Here is a 20,245-nt window from a genome sequence, read left to right as displayed (position 1 = left end):
TAAGGAGTAATGACATGACCATGACGATGGGAGACCGCTTGAGGGAACTGAGGCTTCGAAAAAATTTGTCACAAGAGGAGGTGGCGCGCCAAATCGGGATAACCCGCTCGGCATACAGCCATTATGAAATCAACAATCGACAGCCAGTATATGATACGTTAATCAAGCTGTCATCTTATTTTGATGTTTCATTGGATTACATTATCGGCGGCGATCCGGATAAGTCTTTATCCGGCATTAATTCTGATACAGTCGAGATTTTCCGGCTGTTAAGCAATATGGATCAAGACAAGCGCAAGCAATCGATCCACAAAATGATTGATGTCATCCGGCAGTCGGAATGACTGCCGCATGACGACAACGTTCTTATTCTAAACGCTATGTTTCCGATTCAATGTGTAATTTACCATATGGAGCGCGATAAGCATAACCAAAGCTCCTGCTGCATACCCTGCCGCAATGTCGCTCAAGTAATGCACGCCGAAAAATAGCCGGCTGAAGCCAACACAAGCAATGCCTATTATACCGATAGTCGATGCGATCCACTTCGCAGTCCGGCCGGCTAAGGCGTACAGCACGAAGGATGCCGTAATCGTTCCGTAAACAGCCATTGCGAGCATTGCGTTCCCGCTCGGAAAGCTCGAGCCATCAACCTCAATCCCCCACGCTCCTGCAGGTCTAGGACGGTCTACCCAGCTTTTGAGCAACTGATTGCATACATAGGCGACAACGCCAGCCGCCGGAATATACAAGGCAGCCCAAGTACGGCGGTGAATGCCGAACCATATGCCGTACAACAACGCTGCTGCGACAATAACGACGGAAGAACCAAGATTCGTTACTGCTTTCCACAGCTTCTCCCCCTGCTGCCCCGCAAGCGATTGAACGGCTTCTGCCGCCTCTCGGTCGATCGTTAATGGCCCTGCATCTGGCAGCGCCAACACAATACCTCCGAACAACAGCGCACATATTGCGAACGCCCCGCCTCCAATCCACACTCTTCTCTCCATAATACCCTCTCTCCTCTTCCCTACTTCTGCATGGCTAATGGGAGGCGGATTAGGAACGATGCGCCGTGATCAATTGTATTGCGCGCCTCGATCCATCCGCCGTGCTGGTGAACAATCTCTTTCACAATGGACAATCCAAGCCCGCTTCCGCCTTCCGATGAATTGCGGGATTTGTCCTTCTTATAGAACCGGTCGAAGATATAAGGCAAATCCTCCGGATCGATACCGCAGCCGGTATCGGTCACCTCAATAACGACCGTTCCTCTCTCCTCCACAGCTTCGATCGTAATTCGGCGATCCTTATCGCTGTCCGCCTCAGGCAGATAGCGGAGCGCGTTATAGATCAGATTGGACATGACCTGTTCCATACGAGCGATATCAATTCGGATAATAGGCGACTCCGATCCTAATGAACCTTGTTCCATTTCGCTGGCAGTAAGCGTTATGCCATTATAGACGCAATGAAGTGCGCCCCCCACTCGATTCACATCGGTCTCAAATGAGAACTGCACCGACTCCAGCCACCCTCTTACGCTGACATTCACGTAATGGAACCGAACCTGCCCCGCTTCCAGCTTGGACAGCTCGAATAAATCATCGATCAGACTGTTAAGACGCGACAGCTTGCCCAACATCATATTAAGATGGCGCTGCTGTTGGTCTTTGTCCTCTATCAAGCCATCACGCATTGCTTCCAGATACCCTTGTACAAGCGTCATCGGCGTCCGCAAATCATGCGAGATGTTCGACAGCAGATGCCGCCTTGATTTCTCCAGCTTCTCGAGCTCGATATTCGAATGCTCCAGCGACTCGTTCGACTGCTTCAGCTCGTTGGTTCGAAGCTCGACCCGCTGCTCCAGATTCGCATTAAGCTCGCGCAGTTCGTCCGATACAAGTTCAACGTTCTGCATCGCGTTAGTAAATCGGTTAGACAAGATAATCGACTGTACAAGTATAAAGAAAGTGATGCCGAATGGAACAAGCTGCACCGACACATGTTGTTCGCTGTAGAACAAAATGTCATTGATGACGGTGAAGATGAAGAACGTAATCCCAGCCAGAACGAGTGTCGCTCCCTCTCGATTGCGTATACGGGCTCTCGTTACGACATACATACAGGTTGCACATACGATGACGATATAGAGCTGATAAATTACCAATACACGCGTATAAACAAGTACGGGAAGAACCGCAGTAGCAACGGACAGTGTATACCCGACCGCATTAAAAATCCAGTACGACCGCTTTGAACCCTCCTGCGGGAACATACGGTAAATGTATGTATACCCTGTGACCCCACATAGCGCGAATGCAATATACTCTATTCGCATGCCCAATTCCCATGAAGCGCCCGGGAACCGCTGGAACATCATCGTTTCGCCGGTAACGCCCATCCGGAACGCTACGCACAAGCAGAGAAGGCCGAAGGACAATGTGAACCGTTCCCTTTTGCGAAAAGCATATAGGCCCATATGATACGTACCGATAATGAACAGACTGCCGATTATGAGCATTTGCTCTGCAACGGCTAGAATTTCTTTGCGAGTAATCTCCTGCGTCGTTCCGAGCGAGAAGCTTGTCCATATCCCGCCCTTGCGATGTTTGTAGTTCGACACCTGGATGACGAGGTCAGCAATTCCGTTATCAGATGCAAAAGATATGACCCGCGGATACTGTTCCGCCTTGTTGTTCTCCGCAAGCTCGTCTACTTGGCCTGCTTCAGCTATCAGGTCGCCATTAATCCATAGCTTATAGGCGGTCATAATGTTCGGTACCCGTATAGCCAGTGTACCAGCCTCTTCAGGTACTCGAATGAGAAGTCGATAAGTCGCATATCCGAGACCTTTCCTTACCGCAGGCTCAAGTTCATAATTGTTCCAGGATGACGGTACACTTACGAAACTTTCACCTAAAGAACTATCCCCCCAATCGGTATTAGGACCTAATAGCTGACCCCCATAGAACATCCACGTCCCATCCATCTTGAGGATCCCTTCATGCTGGAAGTCCCAGCCGCTCAGGTCCAGTTCCCCATTCACAGCTTTAGGACGATGTGAGCTGTCCCCTGTCGTAAAGGAATTGAATAACCCTACATTCAGAATTACTGCAATAATTAACATGATGACGAAAATCCAAACTGGTTTGCGGATGACCATACCCTCCCCGGCTCGTTGACGCGCATTGGATGCGCGCATGTTGCGGTATACCGACCTAATGTCATTGCTTCATTTGTGCCGCTTCGATTATAATAATCGAGAAAGCAAGGAGGATGGAAGATGAATGTGAGCAAAATTTTGGTCGTAGATGACGAACCCGAAATCATTGAGCTCATTACGCTCTATCTCCAGCGCGAAGGATACAGCGTATATGCTGCAGATAATGGGACGGATGCACTACGAATGATCGTGGAGGTTCAGCCTGATCTTATTCTGCTGGACGTGCTGCTCAAGCAATTGAACGGACTCGATGTTTGTCAACAAATCCGCCAAATTATCGATGTGCCGATTTTGTTCGTAAGCGCGAAGAGCGATGATCAGGATGTCATTAAAGGTTTGGCAGCGGGCGGTGACGACTATATTACGAAGCCTTTCAGCCCAGGACAGCTGGTTGCTCGAATTAAGGCTCATCTGCGTCGCCAAACGCTTAACACGCATCACCATGGCGGGAATGATCGGAATCTGCTTATCTTCGATGGTCTGGTAATTGATCTGACCGCTCGAACGGTTCGCGTACATAATCAATACGTTGCATTATCTGTCAAAGAGTTTGAACTGCTATCTCTGCTTGCCAAACAGCCTAATCGTGCCTTTCATCTAGCAACGCTCTATGAAGCAGTATGGGGCGTCGAGAGTATCGGCGATACGAGAACGCTGATGGTTCATATGAGCAATCTTCGCAAGAAGATTGAGCCTGATCCAGCGAATCCACGCTGGATTGTCACGATGCGTGGCGTCGGCTATAAATTCAATACCGAGGAAGGAACTGACTTACAGAATGTATATCGCTAGCAATTGGAAAGATTACGAAGTTATTGATACGGGAAATGGAGATAAGCTCGAACGCTGGGGCCAATACTCCCTTCGGCGCCCAGATCCACAGATTATTTGGCCAATCGTCGATGAGACAGGTTTGTGGAAAACATCAGACGGTCATTACCATCGCAGCAACTCTGGCGGCGGACAATGGGAATTCCGCACGAAGCTGCCAGAGCGCTGGACGATCTCCTATGGCCCCCTCTCCTTCCACATTCGTCCGACAAACTTCAAGCATACAGGCTTGTTCCCTGAGCAAGCAGTGAACTGGGACTGGATCATGGAACGCATTCGGAGCGCGAATCGCCCGATTCGTGTGTTGAACCTGTTCGGTTATACGGGTGGAGCAACGGTTGCAGCTGCTGCCGCAGGCGCTGAAGTTTGTCACGTAGACGCAGCCAAGGGCATGGTGCAGTGGTGCAAAGAAAATGCCGAACTGTCCGGTCTACAGAATGCTCCAATTCGTTATATTACGGATGATGTGTTCAAATTCGTACAGCGTGAGCAGCGCCGTGAGCGTCAATATGACGCCATTATTATGGACCCGCCTTCTTATGGCCGCGGTACGAATGGCGAGACTTGGAAGCTTGAGGAGAACCTGTATCCGTTCGTTGAGCTGTGCATGTCGATTCTATCGGACAAGCCGCTCTTCATCCTGATTAACTCCTACACGACTGGCATTTCGCCAACTGTCTTGCACAACATTCTGAAGATGACGGTTGGACGCAAGTTTGGCGGTCAAATTCATTGCGGCGAAATCGGTCTGCCCATTACCAAATCCGGCATGAACCTGCCATGCGGCATTCTCGGACGTTGGGAGTCGGGCGAATAATGGCCGGCACTTCCGCTGAGCCTAACCAATCTCGGCGCTCTCCGATACCTGTCCTGTTCGAGGACAATCATGTATTGGTCGTTGTCAAACCACCAGGTACCCCGTCTCAAGAAGACGAATCCGGCGATCCTGATATGCTGACGCTGCTTAAGGAAGATCTGAAGATTCGCCATAACAAGCCGGGCAATGTATTCCTTGGCTTGGTCCATCGGCTTGATCGCCCGGTTGGAGGCGCGATGATGTTCGCCAAGACGTCTAAGGCGGCTTCTCGCCTGTCGGATACGGTACGTACCCGTGAGTTCGGCAAAACGTACATCGCAGTCGTCCACGGCACGCCTAAGCAACCACTAGCGACGCTGAAGCATTGGATGCGCAAGGACAGCAAGCGCAACGTCTCGGACGTATTCGACCGCCCCGTTGCTGACGCGAAGGAAGCAGTGCTTGATTACGTAGTCATCGCTTCATCTGGCGGTTTCTCGCTCGTAGCCGTTAAGCTGCACACAGGACGGTCGCATCAGATTCGTGCGCAGATGTCAGCTATCGGCTGTCCATTGTATGGCGATGCCAAGTACGGTGCAGCATCTGGCCAGCGTTCGGCCACGCACGGCACTGTAGCGCTCTGGTCCAGCTCCGTCTCCTTCCCTCATCCGATCTCGAAGGAGTGGTTGACCTTCCGCTCCATTCCTCCGCAGCAGGCGGCTGAATGGTCACGATGGCAGCTTGCGGATCTTGAACGGGCAGCGCATCGATTCGACGTATAACATAGCTAGCAATAAATAAAGCACCCTCTACCGAATTTCCTGACAGGACGCAATCGTGCGCCTCTTCGGAGTTCGGATAGAGGGTGCTTCTTATTAGGCTATAGACTCGCTGCTCTAAAGCGCTACGACGAGCGGCTGATCGGTTCTGCAGTGCCATTCGTAACTTTACCCAGTAAATAGACCAGCAGTTGCTGGTTGTGCGTAGAGATGCGATCCAACGCTGACTGAATATAAGTCGAACGAATCTCTATGCCTCGGTTAGCTTCTTCCACGCCTTTATCTGACATCGTCACCCATACAATTCGGCGATCCGACTCATCCCTATTGCGGATGATTAACCCGCCGCGTTCCATTCGATCCAGCAACGTCGTAATCGCTGCAGGAGTTGTTTCCAAATATTGCAGCAAATCCGACGGTTTCATCGGCTGATAGCGTTGCAGCAATTCTAGTACATTCAGCTGTCCTTCCGTCAGGCTTGGCGCCAGCGCCTCTTCCAAATGCGACTTCCACTCTTTCGTCAGCTTCATCCACAATCGAGCAAAATCTTCTGAAATCATCGACTTAACCCCGCTTCCTGTCCGTATTCCTGCTATTCCTCATTATACCATTTGAAAATGTCGATTAAAAGGTTAATCAACTTAATAATTTGCGCCATTAATCGACGCCAGCCGTGAACAAATTGACAGCGTTAGACATACAATGTGGCGAGGATTCGCGAATGGCGGCTCGAATGCGGATTATTGGCGTTGTTGCCAATAGAGCTTGTACGAGTGCGAAGGAGGTTGATTTGCAATGGATGACCGGAAAGCGGAAGTGTTGAGAAAGGTCCGCGCATACGGCATATTGAAAGACCCACAATGGCTGAATAAGCCGGATGAACCGGTGCCATTGTGGGTCCTTTTGGAAGCGCTCGTACAAATGATGGAGCGGCTGGAGCCGCCCCATACACCTTATGATTAACAACTAATGTCTAGATCGTGATGCTGCGTGTATAAATCTCTACAATCGAATCATTCTTCTCTGGCGCGACGAGCGGTTTACCAATCGATCTGCGCTCATCGAGCGGCGTCTTATCCGTCGACAGCATCCAAGATGCGCCGCTCGCCGCCAGTACAACGAGCACCTTCTCCTGACGGCAGTAAATGGCACCTACAAGGCCGTTGCCATTCGGTTTAACCCGCTTGCCTTCTTTGAACTCGAACGTCGCTATCCCTTTGCCTCCGCGGCCTTGGATCGGATATTCTGCCAGCAGCGATCGTTTGCCATAGCCGAGATCGGACAGGACAAGCACTTCTCCCTCATCATCTGCCACAAGTGCACAGCCAATCAGCTCATCATCATCCTTCAGCTGCATACCCCGTACGCCTGCTGCAACACGGCCCATCGGATTAACTTCGCTCTCTGCGAACCGAATTGCCATCCCTTGTTTGCTGACAAGCAGAAGCTCGCTAGTACCTGTGCTCTCCAGCACAGCGATAATCTCATCGCCTTCTGCCACTTTGGCTGCAGCAATAGCAGTCGAACGATTCGACTTATATTCCTTCAGCTCTGTCCGCTTCACTTGGCCGCGTTTCGTCACGAACAGAAGCGAAGCGTTTGCAGCGATTTGCTCAAAGTCACGTATCGTCACGATGCCCACAATCGCATCGTCCTTCGGAAGCGGTACGATATTGACAACTGCGGTACCGTTATCTTTCCATTTGAACTCAGGCACTTGATGGACGGGCAGTACGAAATATTGCCCTTTCTTCGTGAACAGAAGCAGCGTATCGATCGTGTTCACGCTGAGCAAATGACGGATAACGTCTCCGTCCTTCACCCCTGCGTTGTCCAGCTCGCCGCCTGAACGCGTATAGGACAGCATCGATGTGCGTTTAATATAACCATCGCGGCTGAGCGTAAGCAGTACGTCCTCAGACTGAACCATAACCTCTAGGTTAACCTTCAGTTCTTCAACCTCTTCGCGAATGTCGGATCGACGGTCAATACCGAATTTGGTCCGAATCTCGAGCATTTCTTCGCGAATGACGCTAATCAGCTTCTTCTCGCTCTCTAGAATGCTGCGCAAGTAAGCAATACGCTTCTGCGTTTCAAGCAGTTCTTTCTCGAGCTGCGTAATCTCTAGGTTCGTCAGACGATACAGCTGCAACGTCAGAATCGCATCTGCTTGACGTTCCGAGAACAGAAACTTGGATACGAGGTTATTCTGCGCATCTTGACGATTCTTGGACGCCTTGATCGTGGCGATAATCTCATCGAGCAGATTAAGTGCCTTTACGAGTCCTTCGAGGACGTGAGCGCGATCTTCTGCTTTCTCCAGCTCGAACTTCGTGCGGTTCGTAACGACTTCTTTCTGGTGATCGATGTACGCCGCAAGCATTTCTTTCAGTCCGAGCTGTCTTGGCGCTTTGTTAACGATCGCAACCATGTTGAAGTTGTACGTCACTTGAAGATCCGTCTTCTTGAAGAGGTAAGCAAGAATTCCTTGCGCGTCGGCATCTTTCTTCAGTTCGATTACGATACGCAGACCATTGCGTCCGCTCTCATCCCGTACCTCTGCGATCCCTTCAACCTTCTTCTCGAGGCGAATGTTCTCCATCGCCGTCACGAGTCTCGCTTTCACAACCTGATAAGGAATTTCCGTAATAACGATCTGCTGCTTACCGCCGCGAACATCTTCAATCTCCGTCTTCGAACGGTTATAGATGCGTCCTTTGCCCGTTGTATACGCTTCGCGGATGCCTTCGGCACCCATGATTGTACCGCCTGTCGGGAAATCCGGACCTCGTACGATAGACATCAACTCTTCAATCGACATCGACGGATTCGCCATGAGAGCGAAGCAAGCGTCAATCACTTCACGCAAGTTATGCGGCGGGATTTCCGTTGCAAATCCTGCTGAGATGCCGCTGACGCCATTCACGAGCAAATTGGGATAACGCGACGGCAGGACAACGGGCTCCTTTGTCGTATTGTCGAAGTTGTCCTTGAACGGCACTGTCCGCTTATCTATATCACGAAGCAGCTCCATCGCAATGGATGATAATCTTGCCTCGGTATAACGCATTGCTGCTGCCGGGTCATCGTCCTGCGAGCCCCAGTTGCCATGACCGTCAATCAAAGGATGGCCCATCTTCCATGGCTGCGCCATCCTTACCATACCTTCATAAATGGATGAGTCCCCGTGTGGATGATAGTTACCCATAACGTCGCCGACCGTCTTCGCCGACTTGCGGTAAGGCTTGTCCGGCGTATTGCCCGCATCGTACATCGCATACAGAATACGGCGCTGTACCGGCTTTAAGCCGTCGCGAACATCAGGAATGGCGCGATCTTGAATAATATATTTGGAATATCGGCCGAACCGATCGCCTACAACTTCTTCGAGAAACGCTGGCAGAAACTGTTCCAGCATACCCATTACGCTCTCCCCCTACTCTTCGAATTCGGTAAAATCGACGTTGTCGATAATCCACCGTTTCCGCGGATCGACCTTGTCGCCCATTAGCGTTGACACGCGCCGTTCCGCCTTCGCAGCGTCTTCGATCTGTACCTGCAGCAGCGTACGTGTTTCGGGGTCCATCGTTGTCTCCCACAGCTGCTCCGGGTTCATCTCGCCTAGACCTTTGTAACGCTGAAGCTCGTAATTTTTACCGAATTCCTTCAAGTAATTCTGGAGCTGCTCATCCGTCCATGCATATCGCACCGTCTCCAGTTTTCCGGATTTACGGGTTAACTTGTACAACGGCGGCTGAGCGATAAACACCTTGCCTGCATCAATCAACGGCTTCATGTACCGATAGAAGAACGTCAGGAGCAGCACTTGAATGTGCGCGCCGTCCGTATCGGCATCGGTCATGATGATGATTTTGTTGTAGTTGCATTCCGTATCATCGAATTCCGAGCCAACGCCGGCACCAACCGCCGAAATGATCGCCTTATACTCGTCGTTCTTCAGAATGTCGAGTAGCTTCGCTTTCTCTGGATTCATCGGCTTGCCCTTCAGCGGCAGAATCGCCTGATGCTTCGAGTCGCGTCCTTGCTTGGCAGAGCCGCCCGCCGAATCCCCTTCGACGATGAACAATTCATTGCGTGAGGTGTCCTTCGACTGTGCAGGTGTGAGCTTGCCGCCTAAGTTCGAGCTTTCGCTCTTCTTCTTGCCGGAGCGAATCTCCTCACGTGCTTTACGCGCCGCTTCGCGCGCTTTGGACGCTTGAATCGCTTTCTTCATGAGCATTTGTGCAGTCTGCGGGTTTTCCTCGAGGAAAACCGCCATTTTGTCCGCTACAACTGCATCTACAGCACTCCGTGCCGATGCGCTGCCGAGCTGATCTTTCGTCTGACCGACGAACTCAACCTCAGACATCTTAATATTGATAACGGACATCATGCCTTCGCGAAGATCGTTGCCCTCGAGGTTCTTATCCTTCTCTTTGAGCAAGCCGTTCTTACGGGCATAATCGTTCATAATCCGTGTATACGCCGTCTTAAAGCCGGTCTCATGCGTGCCGCCGCCGCGCGTCGGGATCGAGTTAACGAATGATGCAATCGTCTCTGTGTAGCCGTCATTGTATTGGAGCGCCACTTCGACTTCGATTTCGTCCTTCTCCGCAGCAAAATGAACGGCTTCGTGCAGTACGGTCTTGTCCTCGTTCAAGAACTGGACAAACTGCTTCGCTCCGCCCTCATAGTGGAATACAAGCTCATTGCCGTTGCGCTCATCCTTGAGCGTCACTTTCAAACCAGAGTTCAAGAACGCGATCTCCTGCAAACGCTCAGCAAGCGTATCGAAGTTAATCGTCGTACCGTTCTGGAATACGCGGCCGTCTGGCTTAAACGTAACCTTCGTGCCTGTCCGGTTCGTATTGCCGATGACTTCAAGCCCAGTCGATGGCTCGCCTACATGCTCTTTACCGTTCCCGTCGACCCAATATTCGAACCGCTGCTTGTGGACTTTGCCGTCTCGATAAATTTCGACTTCCAGCCACTCGGACAATGCATTCGTTACCGAAGCGCCAACGCCGTGCAAACCGCCGGATTTCTTATATCCTCCGCCGCCGAATTTGCCGCCTGCGTGAAGCATCGTGAAAACGACCTGCGGCGTTGGAATACCGCTCTTGTGCATCCCGGTTGGAATGCCCCTGCCGTTATCCTTAACGGAGATGGCATTGTCTTTATGTATGGTAACATCAATCGCTGAGCAGAACTTTGCCAAATGCTCATCAACTGCGTTATCCACAATTTCCCACACGAGATGATGTAAACCGGAGCTGCTCGTGCTGCCGATGTACATACCAGGCCGTTTGCGTACGGCAGTCAGCCCTTCGAGAATTTGAATATCGTCCGCGTCGTAATTCCGTTCGGCGGATGCTGTTTGTTTCGCGAACAGATCCAATTGCTCGGCCATACGCGCCCTCCTAAAAGTTTTTGCTGATGCTTAAGGGTTCGATACCTATCGAACCCTGATGAAGCAAAAACTTGCTTCGTAAGCATACGCTTGGTTTTTGCTGATGCTTAAGGGTTCGATACCCATCGAACCTGATGAAGCAAAAACTTGCTTCGTAAGCATACGCTTGGTTTTTGCTGATGCTTTATGAACCGATACTCTGTCGGATCAAAACGAAGCAAAACTTACTTCGCAAGCATAAAGTCTTTACAACGTAAGTTTTCTTCACTCAATCACAGCTTCGTCGTCGCTTATCCCCTTGCCGAATAATTAATACAAATGATCAGCTTTCTTGCCCTCGTTCATTCATCTACTTTAAAAAAGTTGTCGTCAGACGTTTATTTTAATTCAACATATCCTGTTTCGTAAAGACACTGAACGAAACGATAATTGCTGCGACCGCCCAAACCGCTAATACGCATACCGAAAATAATAGGCTCATGCCTTCAATTGGCGGCGGTGATCCTGCCAAATAATTCGTTAAATCGAGGTTGACTGAGAAAATATATTTGGCCGTATGCCACGACGAAGCCATATTCGTCAAGATGGATCCCGCGATAATAGCAGCCATCATCGTTACGATACTTGCTGCTGTGCTGCGCACAAGCACCGACACCATCAGCGCCAAACAAGCAATTGTCATCGCCGAAAGCCAGGATAAGCCCGTCACCATGAACAGATAAAACCACTGCGGCACCGCATGTACAGCCGAGCTGTCCACATCAGAGCCATGAATGACAAAGCCTGTGAACACCGGCAAGGTCCATCCCCCATATCCGAAAAATATGCCCGCAATGAGGTAAGACAGCACAACGGTGGCAAGCAGCGTTAACGATACATACAGCGTGAGCGCGATCAGCTTGCTGAGCAATATTTTCCATCGACGTACAGGCCTTGTCAGCAGCATCTTGATTGTCCCTGTCGAACGTTCTCCGGAGACAAGATCAGACGCAACAGCAAGCACGAGCAGCGGAATGAACATCGTTATCGCCGCTTCGACGAAACCTCTACTGAATGTAACGGCATTCGGGGAGTCAGGATTAACATCATGGTCCAAATAATATTGCAATTGCTGTACGGCAATACGTCGATATTGCTTCCATTCCTCTGGAATGCGCTCACTGGAGAGCTGATTCTGGTAGTCGGTTATTTTCTGCTGAAGCTGCAGTCGCCAATCATCAAATTTATCCCTATTGTTCAACGCAATTTTCATTTGCGCGTATGTAAAAACTGGAATAAGGACGAGCAGCACAAGAATAACGACGAAAAAACGTTTCTTCTTCCACACTTTCATCGTCTCGTTACGAACAAGCGGCAGCAAACTACTCAACGACATCGCCCTCCGTCATCGTAATGAACAACTCCTCCAGCGTTGGTGCTACCTTCTGCACGGCTGTAATGCCTATGCCCGATCTCGTCAGTCGCTCGACTGTATCGGCAATCCGCTCCTGCGGCATCGACGTAATGACAGCGCCTGGCAGCAGCGCCAGCACAGACTCATCGATATGCTGCTCCTGCTCGGGAACGATCGAAACATGCTCCAATTCGCGAAGAATCCGAACGCCCGCTTCCCGATTATCGAACTGCCAGATGACATAAGCCCCGCGCTGCGACAGCAGCTCTTCTACTGAGCCAACGGCAAGAAGTTCGCCTTTGCTAATAATCGCAACCCGATCGCACATTAACTGAATTTCACTAAGTAAATGGCTCGAAATAAATAAACTCATCCCCTGCTCCGCCAAGGTGCGAATAAATTCGCGCAGCTCCTTGATACCTTTCGGATCGAGTCCATTCGTTGGCTCGTCCAAAATCAGCAATTTCGGCCGTCCGAGCAGCGCTTGAGCGATTCCAAGCCGCTGGCGCATGCCAAGCGAGTATGTTTTGACCTTATCGTGAATCCGATTGTCCATGCCAACGATTTCGACGACTTCCGCAATCCGCGCCGCATCAATCCCTTCCTGCATACGGGCAAAATGCTCAAGGTTCTCCCATCCGGTCAAATAACTGTACATCTCTGGATTTTCCACAATGCAGCCGACATGCCGAAGCGCTTCTTCCGGTTCGCGCTGCACCTGATGACCGCAAATATAGATCTCGCCGCTTGTCGGGCGAATCAGGTCTACGAGCATCCGAATCGTCGTCGTCTTGCCGGATCCATTCGGTCCGAGAAAGCCAAAAATCTCACCCGCGCCAATATCGAAGCTAATGCCGCGAATGATCGAACGTCCGCGTATTTTTTTGGTCACAGCTTGTACGGACAAGACAACTTCGGATGAGCTGATCCCGCTGTCAACGGGTGCGGCAACGTTCGACCCAATCGGCTGTTTCGCTGCAAATGCCATGAGCAAGCTCCTTTCAAACCTGAATTTATACGGGCTTCAAGTTAGTCAATCGCCTGTACGATACGCTGAGCGATAGCGGCATAACCTTCGTGGTTCGGATGAAAATGATCGGATGAAATATATCGCGAAATATTTTCCTCAAACAAATCAGATGTTGGTACAAGCATCATATTCGGATGTTGGTGAATGACATCATAAGCGCTCCGATTCCAATCTTGCACCTGCAGGCTGCCGTCGCGAAGCTCCGGTATATCATAGAATGGGTTGTACAACCCAACATAAACGATGCGCGCGTCCGGATTAAGATCGTTTAACAGCTCCAGCGTCCGACGCAGCAGATCTGCACCTTTGTCCATGTTCATCTTTACTTCTTCAAGAGAAATTTGCTCTTCCGCTCGGCTTTCTGGTTGTGCGTTATCCTTAGCGTCGCTTTCTACTGCTGTATTGCTGTCCTGTTCATCCGCAGCATTCCCGCCCCGAGCGAATCGGAATAAGTCGTTCCCGCCAATGGTCAACAGCACAATGTCCGCTTCAGAGACAGCCAGCCGATACCCTTTGTCACTCTTAAGCTTCTGTACCAATTGATCTGCACGCATGCCGTTAATGGCAAGGTTGTTTAACAGCTGGACAGGCTTATCGTATTTGCCTTCCATCAGCTTGATCGTCTGCTTCACATAACCTTCGCCGGTCGAATCGCCTGTTCCCTTCGTCAACGAATCACCTAGCGCTGTGATATGGATGACATCATCCTTCACATAGGCATGATCAGTCGTGTCGATATCACTCAAGCTGGGCGCTTGTCGAGGGTTCAGAATATCGTTCATTGCAAAACCGAAACCGCAAATAAACACAATCGTCGTAAGCAAAGCGGTAATACCGATCAATCGCCATAAGGCATTGCCCCGATTCATACGGACACGCTCCCTCCTCGTTAACGGTTGGATTATCCTCTAAGATAAATCGAACGGAAATATTTTGCAAATTGTCCATAATCGGAATGTATGATTCGATATGTAATTAGGAGCTTTACGCGCACACATTGTAACGCTAACAACCTTTAACACGCACCGTCTTGATTAAGAAAAAAGACCCCGTTTCACTTAACTTGGAAACGGAGGTCTTGGATGCTCGTTGGACTCATATTACGCTTCGTTGTAATCAATGCGAAGCGATTGTGCCGCTTGCTGCGCCATCTCGCGCGCCTGCTCCACACCGCCCGCGCTGCTAAGCGCCACGGCCATCCTGCGGCCCTTCTTCGTCTCCGGCTTGCCGAATACACGAACTTGCGTATTAGGCAGCGACAGCGCTTCTTCAAGCCCGCTGATCGTGAACGACTCGCAGTCACGGTCAGCCTTCAGCGTATGTGTCGCACCTGGCGTAAGCAGACGAATCGTAGGGATAGGAAGCCCAAGAATGGCACGCGCATGCAGCGCAAACTCGGACAGATCCTGCGTAATCATCGTCACCATGCCCGTATCATGCGGACGCGGCGACACTTCGCTGAACAACACGCCTTCCCTCGTCAAGAACAGCTCTACGCCGTAGATGCCATATCCGCCGAGCGAATCCGTTACTTGCTTCGCAATACGCTCCGCCTCACGAATCTGCTCTTGCGACATCTCATGCGGCTGCCAGGACTCAATGTAATCCCCATCCTTCTGGACATGGCCAATCGGCGCACAATATGATGTTCCCGACACCGAGCGAACCGTCAGCAGCGTAATCTCGGAATCAAAATGAATAAAGCCTTCTACGATGACGCGCTGCTTCTTCGCACGTCCGCCTTCCATCGCGTAGTTCCAACAGCTCTCTACCTCAGCCTCAGAGCGGCATACACTCTGGCCTTTGCCCGACGAGCTCATAATAGGCTTAATGACACATGGAGTGCCAAGCTCCTCTACGGCTGCGCGAAGCTCGTCCAGCGTATCCGCGAATCGGTAAGGAGCAGTCGGAAGTTTAAGCGTCTCCGCAGCGAGACGGCGGATCCCTTCACGGTCCATCGTCAGACGCGCAGCGCGAGCCGTCGGTACGACCGTACGGCCTTCGCGTTCCAGCTCAACAAGCGTCTCGGTTGCAATAGCTTCAATCTCCGGCACAATCAGATCCGGCTGCTCCTGCTCGATCACACGGCGGAGCGCATCGCCGTCCAGCATATCGATAACGTGGGAGCGATGCGCTACCTGCATAGCGGGTGCATTCGCATAACGGTCTACTGCAACCGTCTCAATCCCAAGACGCTGAGCTTCGATTATGACTTCCTTACCGAGCTCACCCGAGCCTAGCAGTACGATGCGCTTGGCACGCGGGGACAGCGGTGAACCATAGTTAGACATGTTGACCTCCTACAAAGTGATTGCGTAAATTATTGCGCAACTTCATTGCATGCATTTCTCGAAAGCAAACTTACCTCGAAAACATGCTCTGTCGGCACACATAAGGCGGCAGACCGCTGCGCTTGTAGCGCTAATGGCCTGCCGCCGTTTGCTTTTCTTTCCATTGTGGACAATGCTGCTTAGAAAATCAAGTTAAATTGGCTCTACGCCGACAAGAAACGATATTGCGCCTCGATTAAGCCGTGGTACGTTCCGCGATGCGCCATCAGTTCATCATGCGAACCCTGCTCCACGATCGAGCCGTGGTCGAGTACGATGATCTTATCCGAATGGCGAATCGTCGACAGCCTATGTGCAACAATGAATGATGTACGTCCCTTCAGCAGCGTCTGAAGCGCCTTCTGGATACGAAGCTCCGTCTCTGTATCGATGCTTGCCGTTGCTTCATCGAGAATAAGAACTCGCGGGTTCGCGAGCAGCGCTCTTGCGAACGATAACAACTGACGTTGACCCATAGACAACACGTTACCACGCTCTTGCACTTCCGTGTCGTAGCCATCTTTCAAACTCATGATGAAGTCATGCGCATGTACAGCTTTCGCCGCCTCAACGATTTCTTCATCCGTCGCATCCAGCTTGCCGAAACGAATGTTATCACGAATCGTGCCGGAGAAAATGAATGTATCCTGCAGCACGATACCGATCTGCGAACGCAAGCTCTCCAGCGAAACATCGCGGATATCCGTGCCATCAATCAGGACACGGCCCTCGGTTGGATCATAGAATCGACAGAGCAAGTTCATGATCGTGCTTTTGCCCGAACCGGTATGACCAACAAGCGCGATCGACTGTCCGGCTTGCGCTTCAATCGTTACGCCTTTCAATGCAGGACGACCCGCTTCATATTCGAACACAAGATTCTCGAACACCACGTGACCCTTAACCTCTGCAAGCTTGCGCGCTTCAGGCAGCTCCCCAACAACAGGCCGCTCGTCCAAATATTCAAATATCCGTTCCGACGATGCCATTGCGATAAGCAGCTGCGAATACATCTGGCCTAGGCGGTTGATTGGCTCCCAGAAGTTGCCGATGTAGTTGGCGAAACCAACGAGCATACCGACTGTTAACAAATCGTTCTGAATGAGATAAGCGCCGTACCAGAACAGAATGAGCGAGCCGACAGCGCTCGTCAGTTCGATGATCGGTCCGAACGATTGGTTCATCGCTGATGCTTTGTTCCATGACTGAATGTTGGATGAGTTCATCGATTCGAAGAATTGGATGTTTTCCTTCTCTTGTACATAGGCTTGCGTCACTTTGATGCCTTGAATCGATTCGTTCAAGTGCGAGTTAATGCGGGACTGCTTAATCCGTACATCCTGCCATGCGAAACGAATTCTTTTGCGCAAAGCGCTCGATACGAGGAACATAAGCGGCACCGTCAGCATGACTGCAAGACCTAACTTGAAGTTCCATACGAGCAGTATAATAACGATGCCGACAAGTTGGACGCAGTCCATCAACAAGTTAACGACGCCGTTCGTGAACAAATCCTGCAGCGCATTGACGTCGTTCGTTACACGGACGAGAACGGAACCTGCCGGACGCTTATCGAAGAATCGGAACGACAGCGACTGGATATGCGAGAACAGATGGCTTCGAAGATCATGAATTACTTTCTGACCTACGATATTCGTATGTTTGATCCGATACATGTTCGAGCCCCATTGGATGATATAAAGGGCGAGCATGATGGCTGCGAACAGGATCAGCTTCGGGATGCTCGCTTCGCCATCTTTGGGATCAATCGCATCATCAATCGCCATAATGACGATCGTAGGAATAGCAAGCCGGGTGAGCGTACCGAGCACCATCCCGACGAGGATTACTGGCAGCAATTGCTTCCGATATGGCTTCAAGTATGTAAACAATCGGCCGAGCTGCCGCCAGTTGAACGGTTTCTCAATTAATTCATCATCCTGATAGATAAAACGTTCCTTGCGAGGCGCATCCTGCTTCTTGAAGCGCTTGGCTAGCTCTGTTGCTGACTCATTCTGAGGATTGCTCAATGGTACAGCCTCCCTTCGGTTTGCACTTGCTTCCGGTCCGATAAACCGGTCTCCGGCTCGCCTGGAATCCACGCATCCACTGCTGCTGCCGAATCATTGTCCGGTCGGTCTGCATATTGAATGCGGTAAACGTCGCGATAAGTGCCTTTAACCGCGAGAAGCTGTTCATGCGTGCCGCGTTGAACAATATTGCCTTGATCCAATACGATAATCTCATCTGCATGGCGAAGCGACGAGATCCGATGCGCGATAACGAATGTCGTGCGGCCTGCCATCAGCTCGCGGAAGCCTGCTTGAATCTCGTGCTCCGTCTCCATGTCGACGGCGCTTGTCGCATCATCAAGAATGAGAATGCGAGGATTGCGAATCAGCGCACGCGCGATCGATATCCTTTGCTTCTGTCCGCCTGACAACCCCATGCCGCGTTCCCCAACAACCGTGTCGTAGCCAAGCGGCAGCTCCATAATGAAATCATGCGCTTTCGCCAGCTTCGCTGCTTTCACGATCTGCTCCATCGTCGCATCCTTCATGCCATAAGCAATGTTATTGCGGATCGAAGCAGAGAACAGGAATGTTTCTTGAAAAACAGGTGCAATCGCACCGCGCAGCGATTCAATATCCAACTCGCGCACGTCGATGCCATCGATCGTCACCTTTCCCTGCTTCACATCATAAGCGCGCATAAGCAGCTGGATAACCGTTGACTTGCCGGAGCCCGTTCCGCCGAGCAGGCCAATCACTTTGCCTGGCGCTGCGTCAAGGGTGAAATGGTTAAGCGCCATCGGGCCATCCCCATAACCGAATGACACATTGTCGTATCGAACATGGCCTTTCATTGCATCGCCGCTTAGAACAACGGGATGCTCCGTATTTTTCACATGAACATACTCATTCAGCAGCTCCAGCATCCGCTCACCAGACGCCTTCGATTGCGTATAGTTGTTAATGTGGAATCCAATTCCCCACATCGGACCGATGATGTACCACGTTAAGCTGAAGAATGCTACGAACTCGCCGATCGACAGTTTGTCATGAATGACGAAGATACCGCCAGTAATGAGGAGAATGACTGCGCTCATATTCGCAAGAAGCTCCATCAGCGGGAAATAACGTCCCCAGACGCGAGATACGCCGATTTGGTTCTCTTGATAGTCGCTGCTCTTCTCTGCGAACTTGTTCACCTCGTACGCTTCGCGAGCAAACGATTTGACCGTACGAACGCCTGTGATATTCTCCTGTACGGCTGTCGTTAGCCGGCTCATGGCAAGCCGCATTTCGCGGAATGCAGGGTGAATGCTTTTCTCCAGACGGAGCGCCGTAAAGGTCAACAGCGGGATCGTCACCAACGTCAGCAAGGTAAGCTGCCAGTTGATCGAGAGCATCATGATGCCGCCGAAGATGACCATTAGAATCATATTAAGAATTTGGGCAAAGCCGAAACCGATAAAGTTGCGAAGCGCTTCCAAATCAGCGGTTAAACGCGACATTAAGTCGCCTGTCTTCGCATTATCATAATAACGAAAGCTTAAGTATTGCAGTTTGTCGTAACAGGCATTGCGCAGTCGATAAGCAACCCGGTTGCCGAGTCGACCGCCGAAGAAACCATGAAGGAACTGGAGTGTGCTTTTCAGCGCAATTACGCCTACGAGCGACAGCGATAAGGCTGGTACAAGGTTAAACCTGTTTTTCATGATGATATCGTCAATTAGAATCCGGAGCATATTCGGATAGACGAGACCAAGCGCCGTTGCTGCCATCAAGCATAAAATCGATGATAATAAATACTTCTTCTCAACCCAGTAGAACTCTTTCAATTGCTTAAAGACTTCCACACGTTCCCCTCTCTCTCTGTACTAGCCTGTTGAATTGGAAATACGAATGAATCGTAACAGCAACCTTAGGATAGTTCAAACAGGGTAAGTGAACCTAAATCCGCCTATGTGCTCCTTCGGTTCGCTGAGGAGAGCTTATAGGGGGGTATTCTTCCAAATCGTCCGTAATCCGCTCCAAATGATCACAATTCCTCCGTTTTTGCACAAAACAAACTTTGTATTTGCATATTTTGGCATGGCATAATATCTGAATGTGTATTGTATAATGGGGCCCGGCCCCCTTAACCGCGGTTAATGTGATTGTTAAGGGACTTCGTCCCTTGAACCCTTTATAGGTGGATAAGCGACTTCGTCCCTTGAACCTTTTATTTAAAACTTTTTCTACACAATCATAGGGACTGAGTCCTTTAAAACTCTCAAACCATATTTTCTACCCACCCAAACCCTCCCTGCAAGGGAGGGCCCCAAAGGTCGTGTGACCTCTGGACTCCTCACAAGGACGATTTCTTGGTTATAGGGGTACGTGCGCCCGCTCTTGTCGCCTTGCGGCAAAGCTCCTGTTCGCTGTATCTAGATACGGTTAGTCGT

At 50.7% G+C, this 20,245-nt stretch carries 16 protein-coding genes; 5 read left to right on the top strand and 11 right to left on the bottom strand.

All coding sequences use genetic code 11. The annotated features are described in order from the left end of the window. Nucleotides 1-14 precede the first annotated feature (14 nt). Complete coding sequence (locus tag H8B09_RS08970; RefSeq protein WP_318152564.1) at nucleotides 15-344, top strand: helix-turn-helix transcriptional regulator; 330 nt, start codon at nucleotides 15-17, stop codon at nucleotides 342-344. Nucleotides 345-371: 27 nt separating this feature from the next. On the opposite strand, the gene H8B09_RS08965 is transcribed toward H8B09_RS08970, so the two are convergent. Next, complete coding sequence (locus H8B09_RS08965) at nucleotides 372-1,010, bottom strand: phosphatase PAP2 family protein (protein WP_191203168.1); 639 nt, start codon at nucleotides 1,008-1,010, stop codon at nucleotides 372-374. A 20-nt stretch (nucleotides 1,011-1,030) separates the two neighbouring features. Continuing rightward, nucleotides 1,031-3,166 carry a sensor histidine kinase gene (locus H8B09_RS08960; RefSeq protein WP_191203167.1) on the bottom strand — a complete coding sequence of 712 codons (2,136 nt, stop codon included), beginning with the start codon at nucleotides 3,164-3,166 and terminating at the stop codon, nucleotides 1,031-1,033. 120 nt (nucleotides 3,167-3,286) lie between these two features. Here H8B09_RS08960 and H8B09_RS08955 point away from each other — a divergent pair, with 120 nt between their 5' ends. From H8B09_RS08955 to H8B09_RS08945, 3 genes are read left to right on the top strand one after another with little or no spacing between them, the layout of a single operon-like run. Then, nucleotides 3,287-4,018 carry a response regulator gene (locus tag H8B09_RS08955; protein WP_191203166.1) on the top strand — a complete coding sequence of 244 codons (732 nt, stop codon included), beginning with the start codon at nucleotides 3,287-3,289 and terminating at the stop codon, nucleotides 4,016-4,018. Then, nucleotides 4,005-4,874, top strand: coding sequence for a class I SAM-dependent methyltransferase (locus H8B09_RS08950; RefSeq protein ID WP_191203165.1), 870 nt, complete (start codon nucleotides 4,005-4,007; stop codon nucleotides 4,872-4,874). Before H8B09_RS08955 ends, H8B09_RS08950 begins: the two co-directional genes overlap by 14 nt. Then, nucleotides 4,874-5,635 carry an RluA family pseudouridine synthase gene (locus tag H8B09_RS08945; protein WP_191203164.1) on the top strand — a complete coding sequence of 254 codons (762 nt, stop codon included), beginning with the start codon at nucleotides 4,874-4,876 and terminating at the stop codon, nucleotides 5,633-5,635. The genes H8B09_RS08950 and H8B09_RS08945 overlap by 1 nt, the downstream gene beginning before the upstream one ends. Nucleotides 5,636-5,757: 122 nt before the next feature. Here the strand turns inward: H8B09_RS08945 and H8B09_RS08940 are convergent, their stop codons facing one another. Then, a complete protein-coding gene (locus tag H8B09_RS08940) occupies nucleotides 5,758-6,192 on the bottom strand; it encodes a MarR family winged helix-turn-helix transcriptional regulator (protein ID WP_191203163.1) in 435 nt (144 codons plus the stop codon). Between the two features lie 235 nt (nucleotides 6,193-6,427). Between H8B09_RS08940 and H8B09_RS08935 the strand changes: the two genes are divergently transcribed. Continuing rightward, the gene (locus tag H8B09_RS08935) at nucleotides 6,428-6,595 is read left to right on the top strand and encodes a hypothetical protein (protein WP_191203162.1); all 168 of its coding nucleotides are present in this window, start codon (nucleotides 6,428-6,430) and stop codon (nucleotides 6,593-6,595) included. 10 nt (nucleotides 6,596-6,605) lie between these two features. On the opposite strand, the gene gyrA is transcribed toward H8B09_RS08935, so the two are convergent. From gyrA to H8B09_RS08895, 8 genes are all read right to left on the bottom strand, one after another. Further along, nucleotides 6,606-9,056 (bottom strand): DNA gyrase subunit A, encoded by a 2,451-nt coding sequence (gene gyrA, locus H8B09_RS08930; RefSeq protein ID WP_191203161.1) that lies wholly within the window; start codon nucleotides 9,054-9,056, stop codon nucleotides 6,606-6,608. A gap of 12 nt (nucleotides 9,057-9,068) precedes the next feature. Next, on the bottom strand, nucleotides 9,069-11,042 hold the full coding sequence (gene parE, locus H8B09_RS08925; protein WP_191203160.1) for a DNA topoisomerase IV subunit B: 1,974 nt from the start codon (nucleotides 11,040-11,042) through the stop codon (nucleotides 9,069-9,071). 382 nt (nucleotides 11,043-11,424) lie between these two features. Then, nucleotides 11,425-12,411 carry an ABC transporter permease gene (locus H8B09_RS08920; protein ID WP_191203159.1) on the bottom strand — a complete coding sequence of 329 codons (987 nt, stop codon included), beginning with the start codon at nucleotides 12,409-12,411 and terminating at the stop codon, nucleotides 11,425-11,427. Continuing rightward, a complete protein-coding gene (locus tag H8B09_RS08915) occupies nucleotides 12,404-13,423 on the bottom strand; it encodes an ABC transporter ATP-binding protein (RefSeq protein WP_191203158.1) in 1,020 nt (339 codons plus the stop codon). The genes H8B09_RS08920 and H8B09_RS08915 overlap by 8 nt, the downstream gene beginning before the upstream one ends. Nucleotides 13,424-13,464: 41 nt before the next feature. Next, complete coding sequence (locus H8B09_RS08910) at nucleotides 13,465-14,334, bottom strand: GDSL-type esterase/lipase family protein (RefSeq protein WP_191203157.1); 870 nt, start codon at nucleotides 14,332-14,334, stop codon at nucleotides 13,465-13,467. A 231-nt stretch (nucleotides 14,335-14,565) separates the two neighbouring features. Next, nucleotides 14,566-15,756 (bottom strand): formate-dependent phosphoribosylglycinamide formyltransferase, encoded by a 1,191-nt coding sequence (purT, locus tag H8B09_RS08905; protein ID WP_191203156.1) that lies wholly within the window; start codon nucleotides 15,754-15,756, stop codon nucleotides 14,566-14,568. A gap of 203 nt (nucleotides 15,757-15,959) precedes the next feature. Next, nucleotides 15,960-17,825 carry an ABC transporter ATP-binding protein gene (locus H8B09_RS08900; RefSeq protein ID WP_191203155.1) on the bottom strand — a complete coding sequence of 622 codons (1,866 nt, stop codon included), beginning with the start codon at nucleotides 17,823-17,825 and terminating at the stop codon, nucleotides 15,960-15,962. Further along, nucleotides 17,822-19,657, bottom strand: coding sequence for an ABC transporter ATP-binding protein (locus H8B09_RS08895; protein WP_191203154.1), 1,836 nt, complete (start codon nucleotides 19,655-19,657; stop codon nucleotides 17,822-17,824). Before H8B09_RS08895 ends, H8B09_RS08900 begins: the two co-directional genes overlap by 4 nt. Between the last annotated feature and the right edge of the window lie 588 nt (nucleotides 19,658-20,245).

This window comes from Paenibacillus terricola (assembly GCF_014779765.1).
GTDB lineage: Bacteria > Bacillota > Bacilli > Paenibacillales > Paenibacillaceae > Paenibacillus_T > Paenibacillus_T terricola.
This window is presented reverse-complemented; position numbering and strand designations above follow the sequence as displayed.

Excerpts from the sequence above, each read along its gene's own strand:
- H8B09_RS08970 (WP_318152564.1), top strand. The coding sequence starts at position 15 with ATGACCATGACGATGGGAGACCGCTTGAGGGAACTGAGGCTTCGAAAA.
- H8B09_RS08965 (WP_191203168.1), bottom strand. The coding sequence starts at position 1,010 with ATGGAGAGAAGAGTGTGGATTGGAGGCGGGGCGTTCGCAATATGTGCG.
- H8B09_RS08960 (WP_191203167.1), bottom strand. The coding sequence starts at position 3,166 with ATGGTCATCCGCAAACCAGTTTGGATTTTCGTCATCATGTTAATTATT.
- H8B09_RS08955 (WP_191203166.1), top strand. The coding sequence starts at position 3,287 with ATGAATGTGAGCAAAATTTTGGTCGTAGATGACGAACCCGAAATCATT.
- H8B09_RS08950 (WP_191203165.1), top strand. The coding sequence starts at position 4,005 with ATGTATATCGCTAGCAATTGGAAAGATTACGAAGTTATTGATACGGGA.
- H8B09_RS08945 (WP_191203164.1), top strand. The coding sequence starts at position 4,874 with ATGGCCGGCACTTCCGCTGAGCCTAACCAATCTCGGCGCTCTCCGATA.
- H8B09_RS08940 (WP_191203163.1), bottom strand. The coding sequence starts at position 6,192 with ATGATTTCAGAAGATTTTGCTCGATTGTGGATGAAGCTGACGAAAGAG.
- H8B09_RS08935 (WP_191203162.1), top strand. The coding sequence starts at position 6,428 with ATGGATGACCGGAAAGCGGAAGTGTTGAGAAAGGTCCGCGCATACGGC.
- gyrA (WP_191203161.1), bottom strand. The coding sequence starts at position 9,056 with ATGGGTATGCTGGAACAGTTTCTGCCAGCGTTTCTCGAAGAAGTTGTA.
- parE (WP_191203160.1), bottom strand. The coding sequence starts at position 11,042 with ATGGCCGAGCAATTGGATCTGTTCGCGAAACAAACAGCATCCGCCGAA.
- H8B09_RS08915 (WP_191203158.1), bottom strand. The coding sequence starts at position 13,423 with ATGGCATTTGCAGCGAAACAGCCGATTGGGTCGAACGTTGCCGCACCC.
- H8B09_RS08910 (WP_191203157.1), bottom strand. The coding sequence starts at position 14,334 with ATGAATCGGGGCAATGCCTTATGGCGATTGATCGGTATTACCGCTTTG.
- purT (WP_191203156.1), bottom strand. The coding sequence starts at position 15,756 with ATGTCTAACTATGGTTCACCGCTGTCCCCGCGTGCCAAGCGCATCGTA.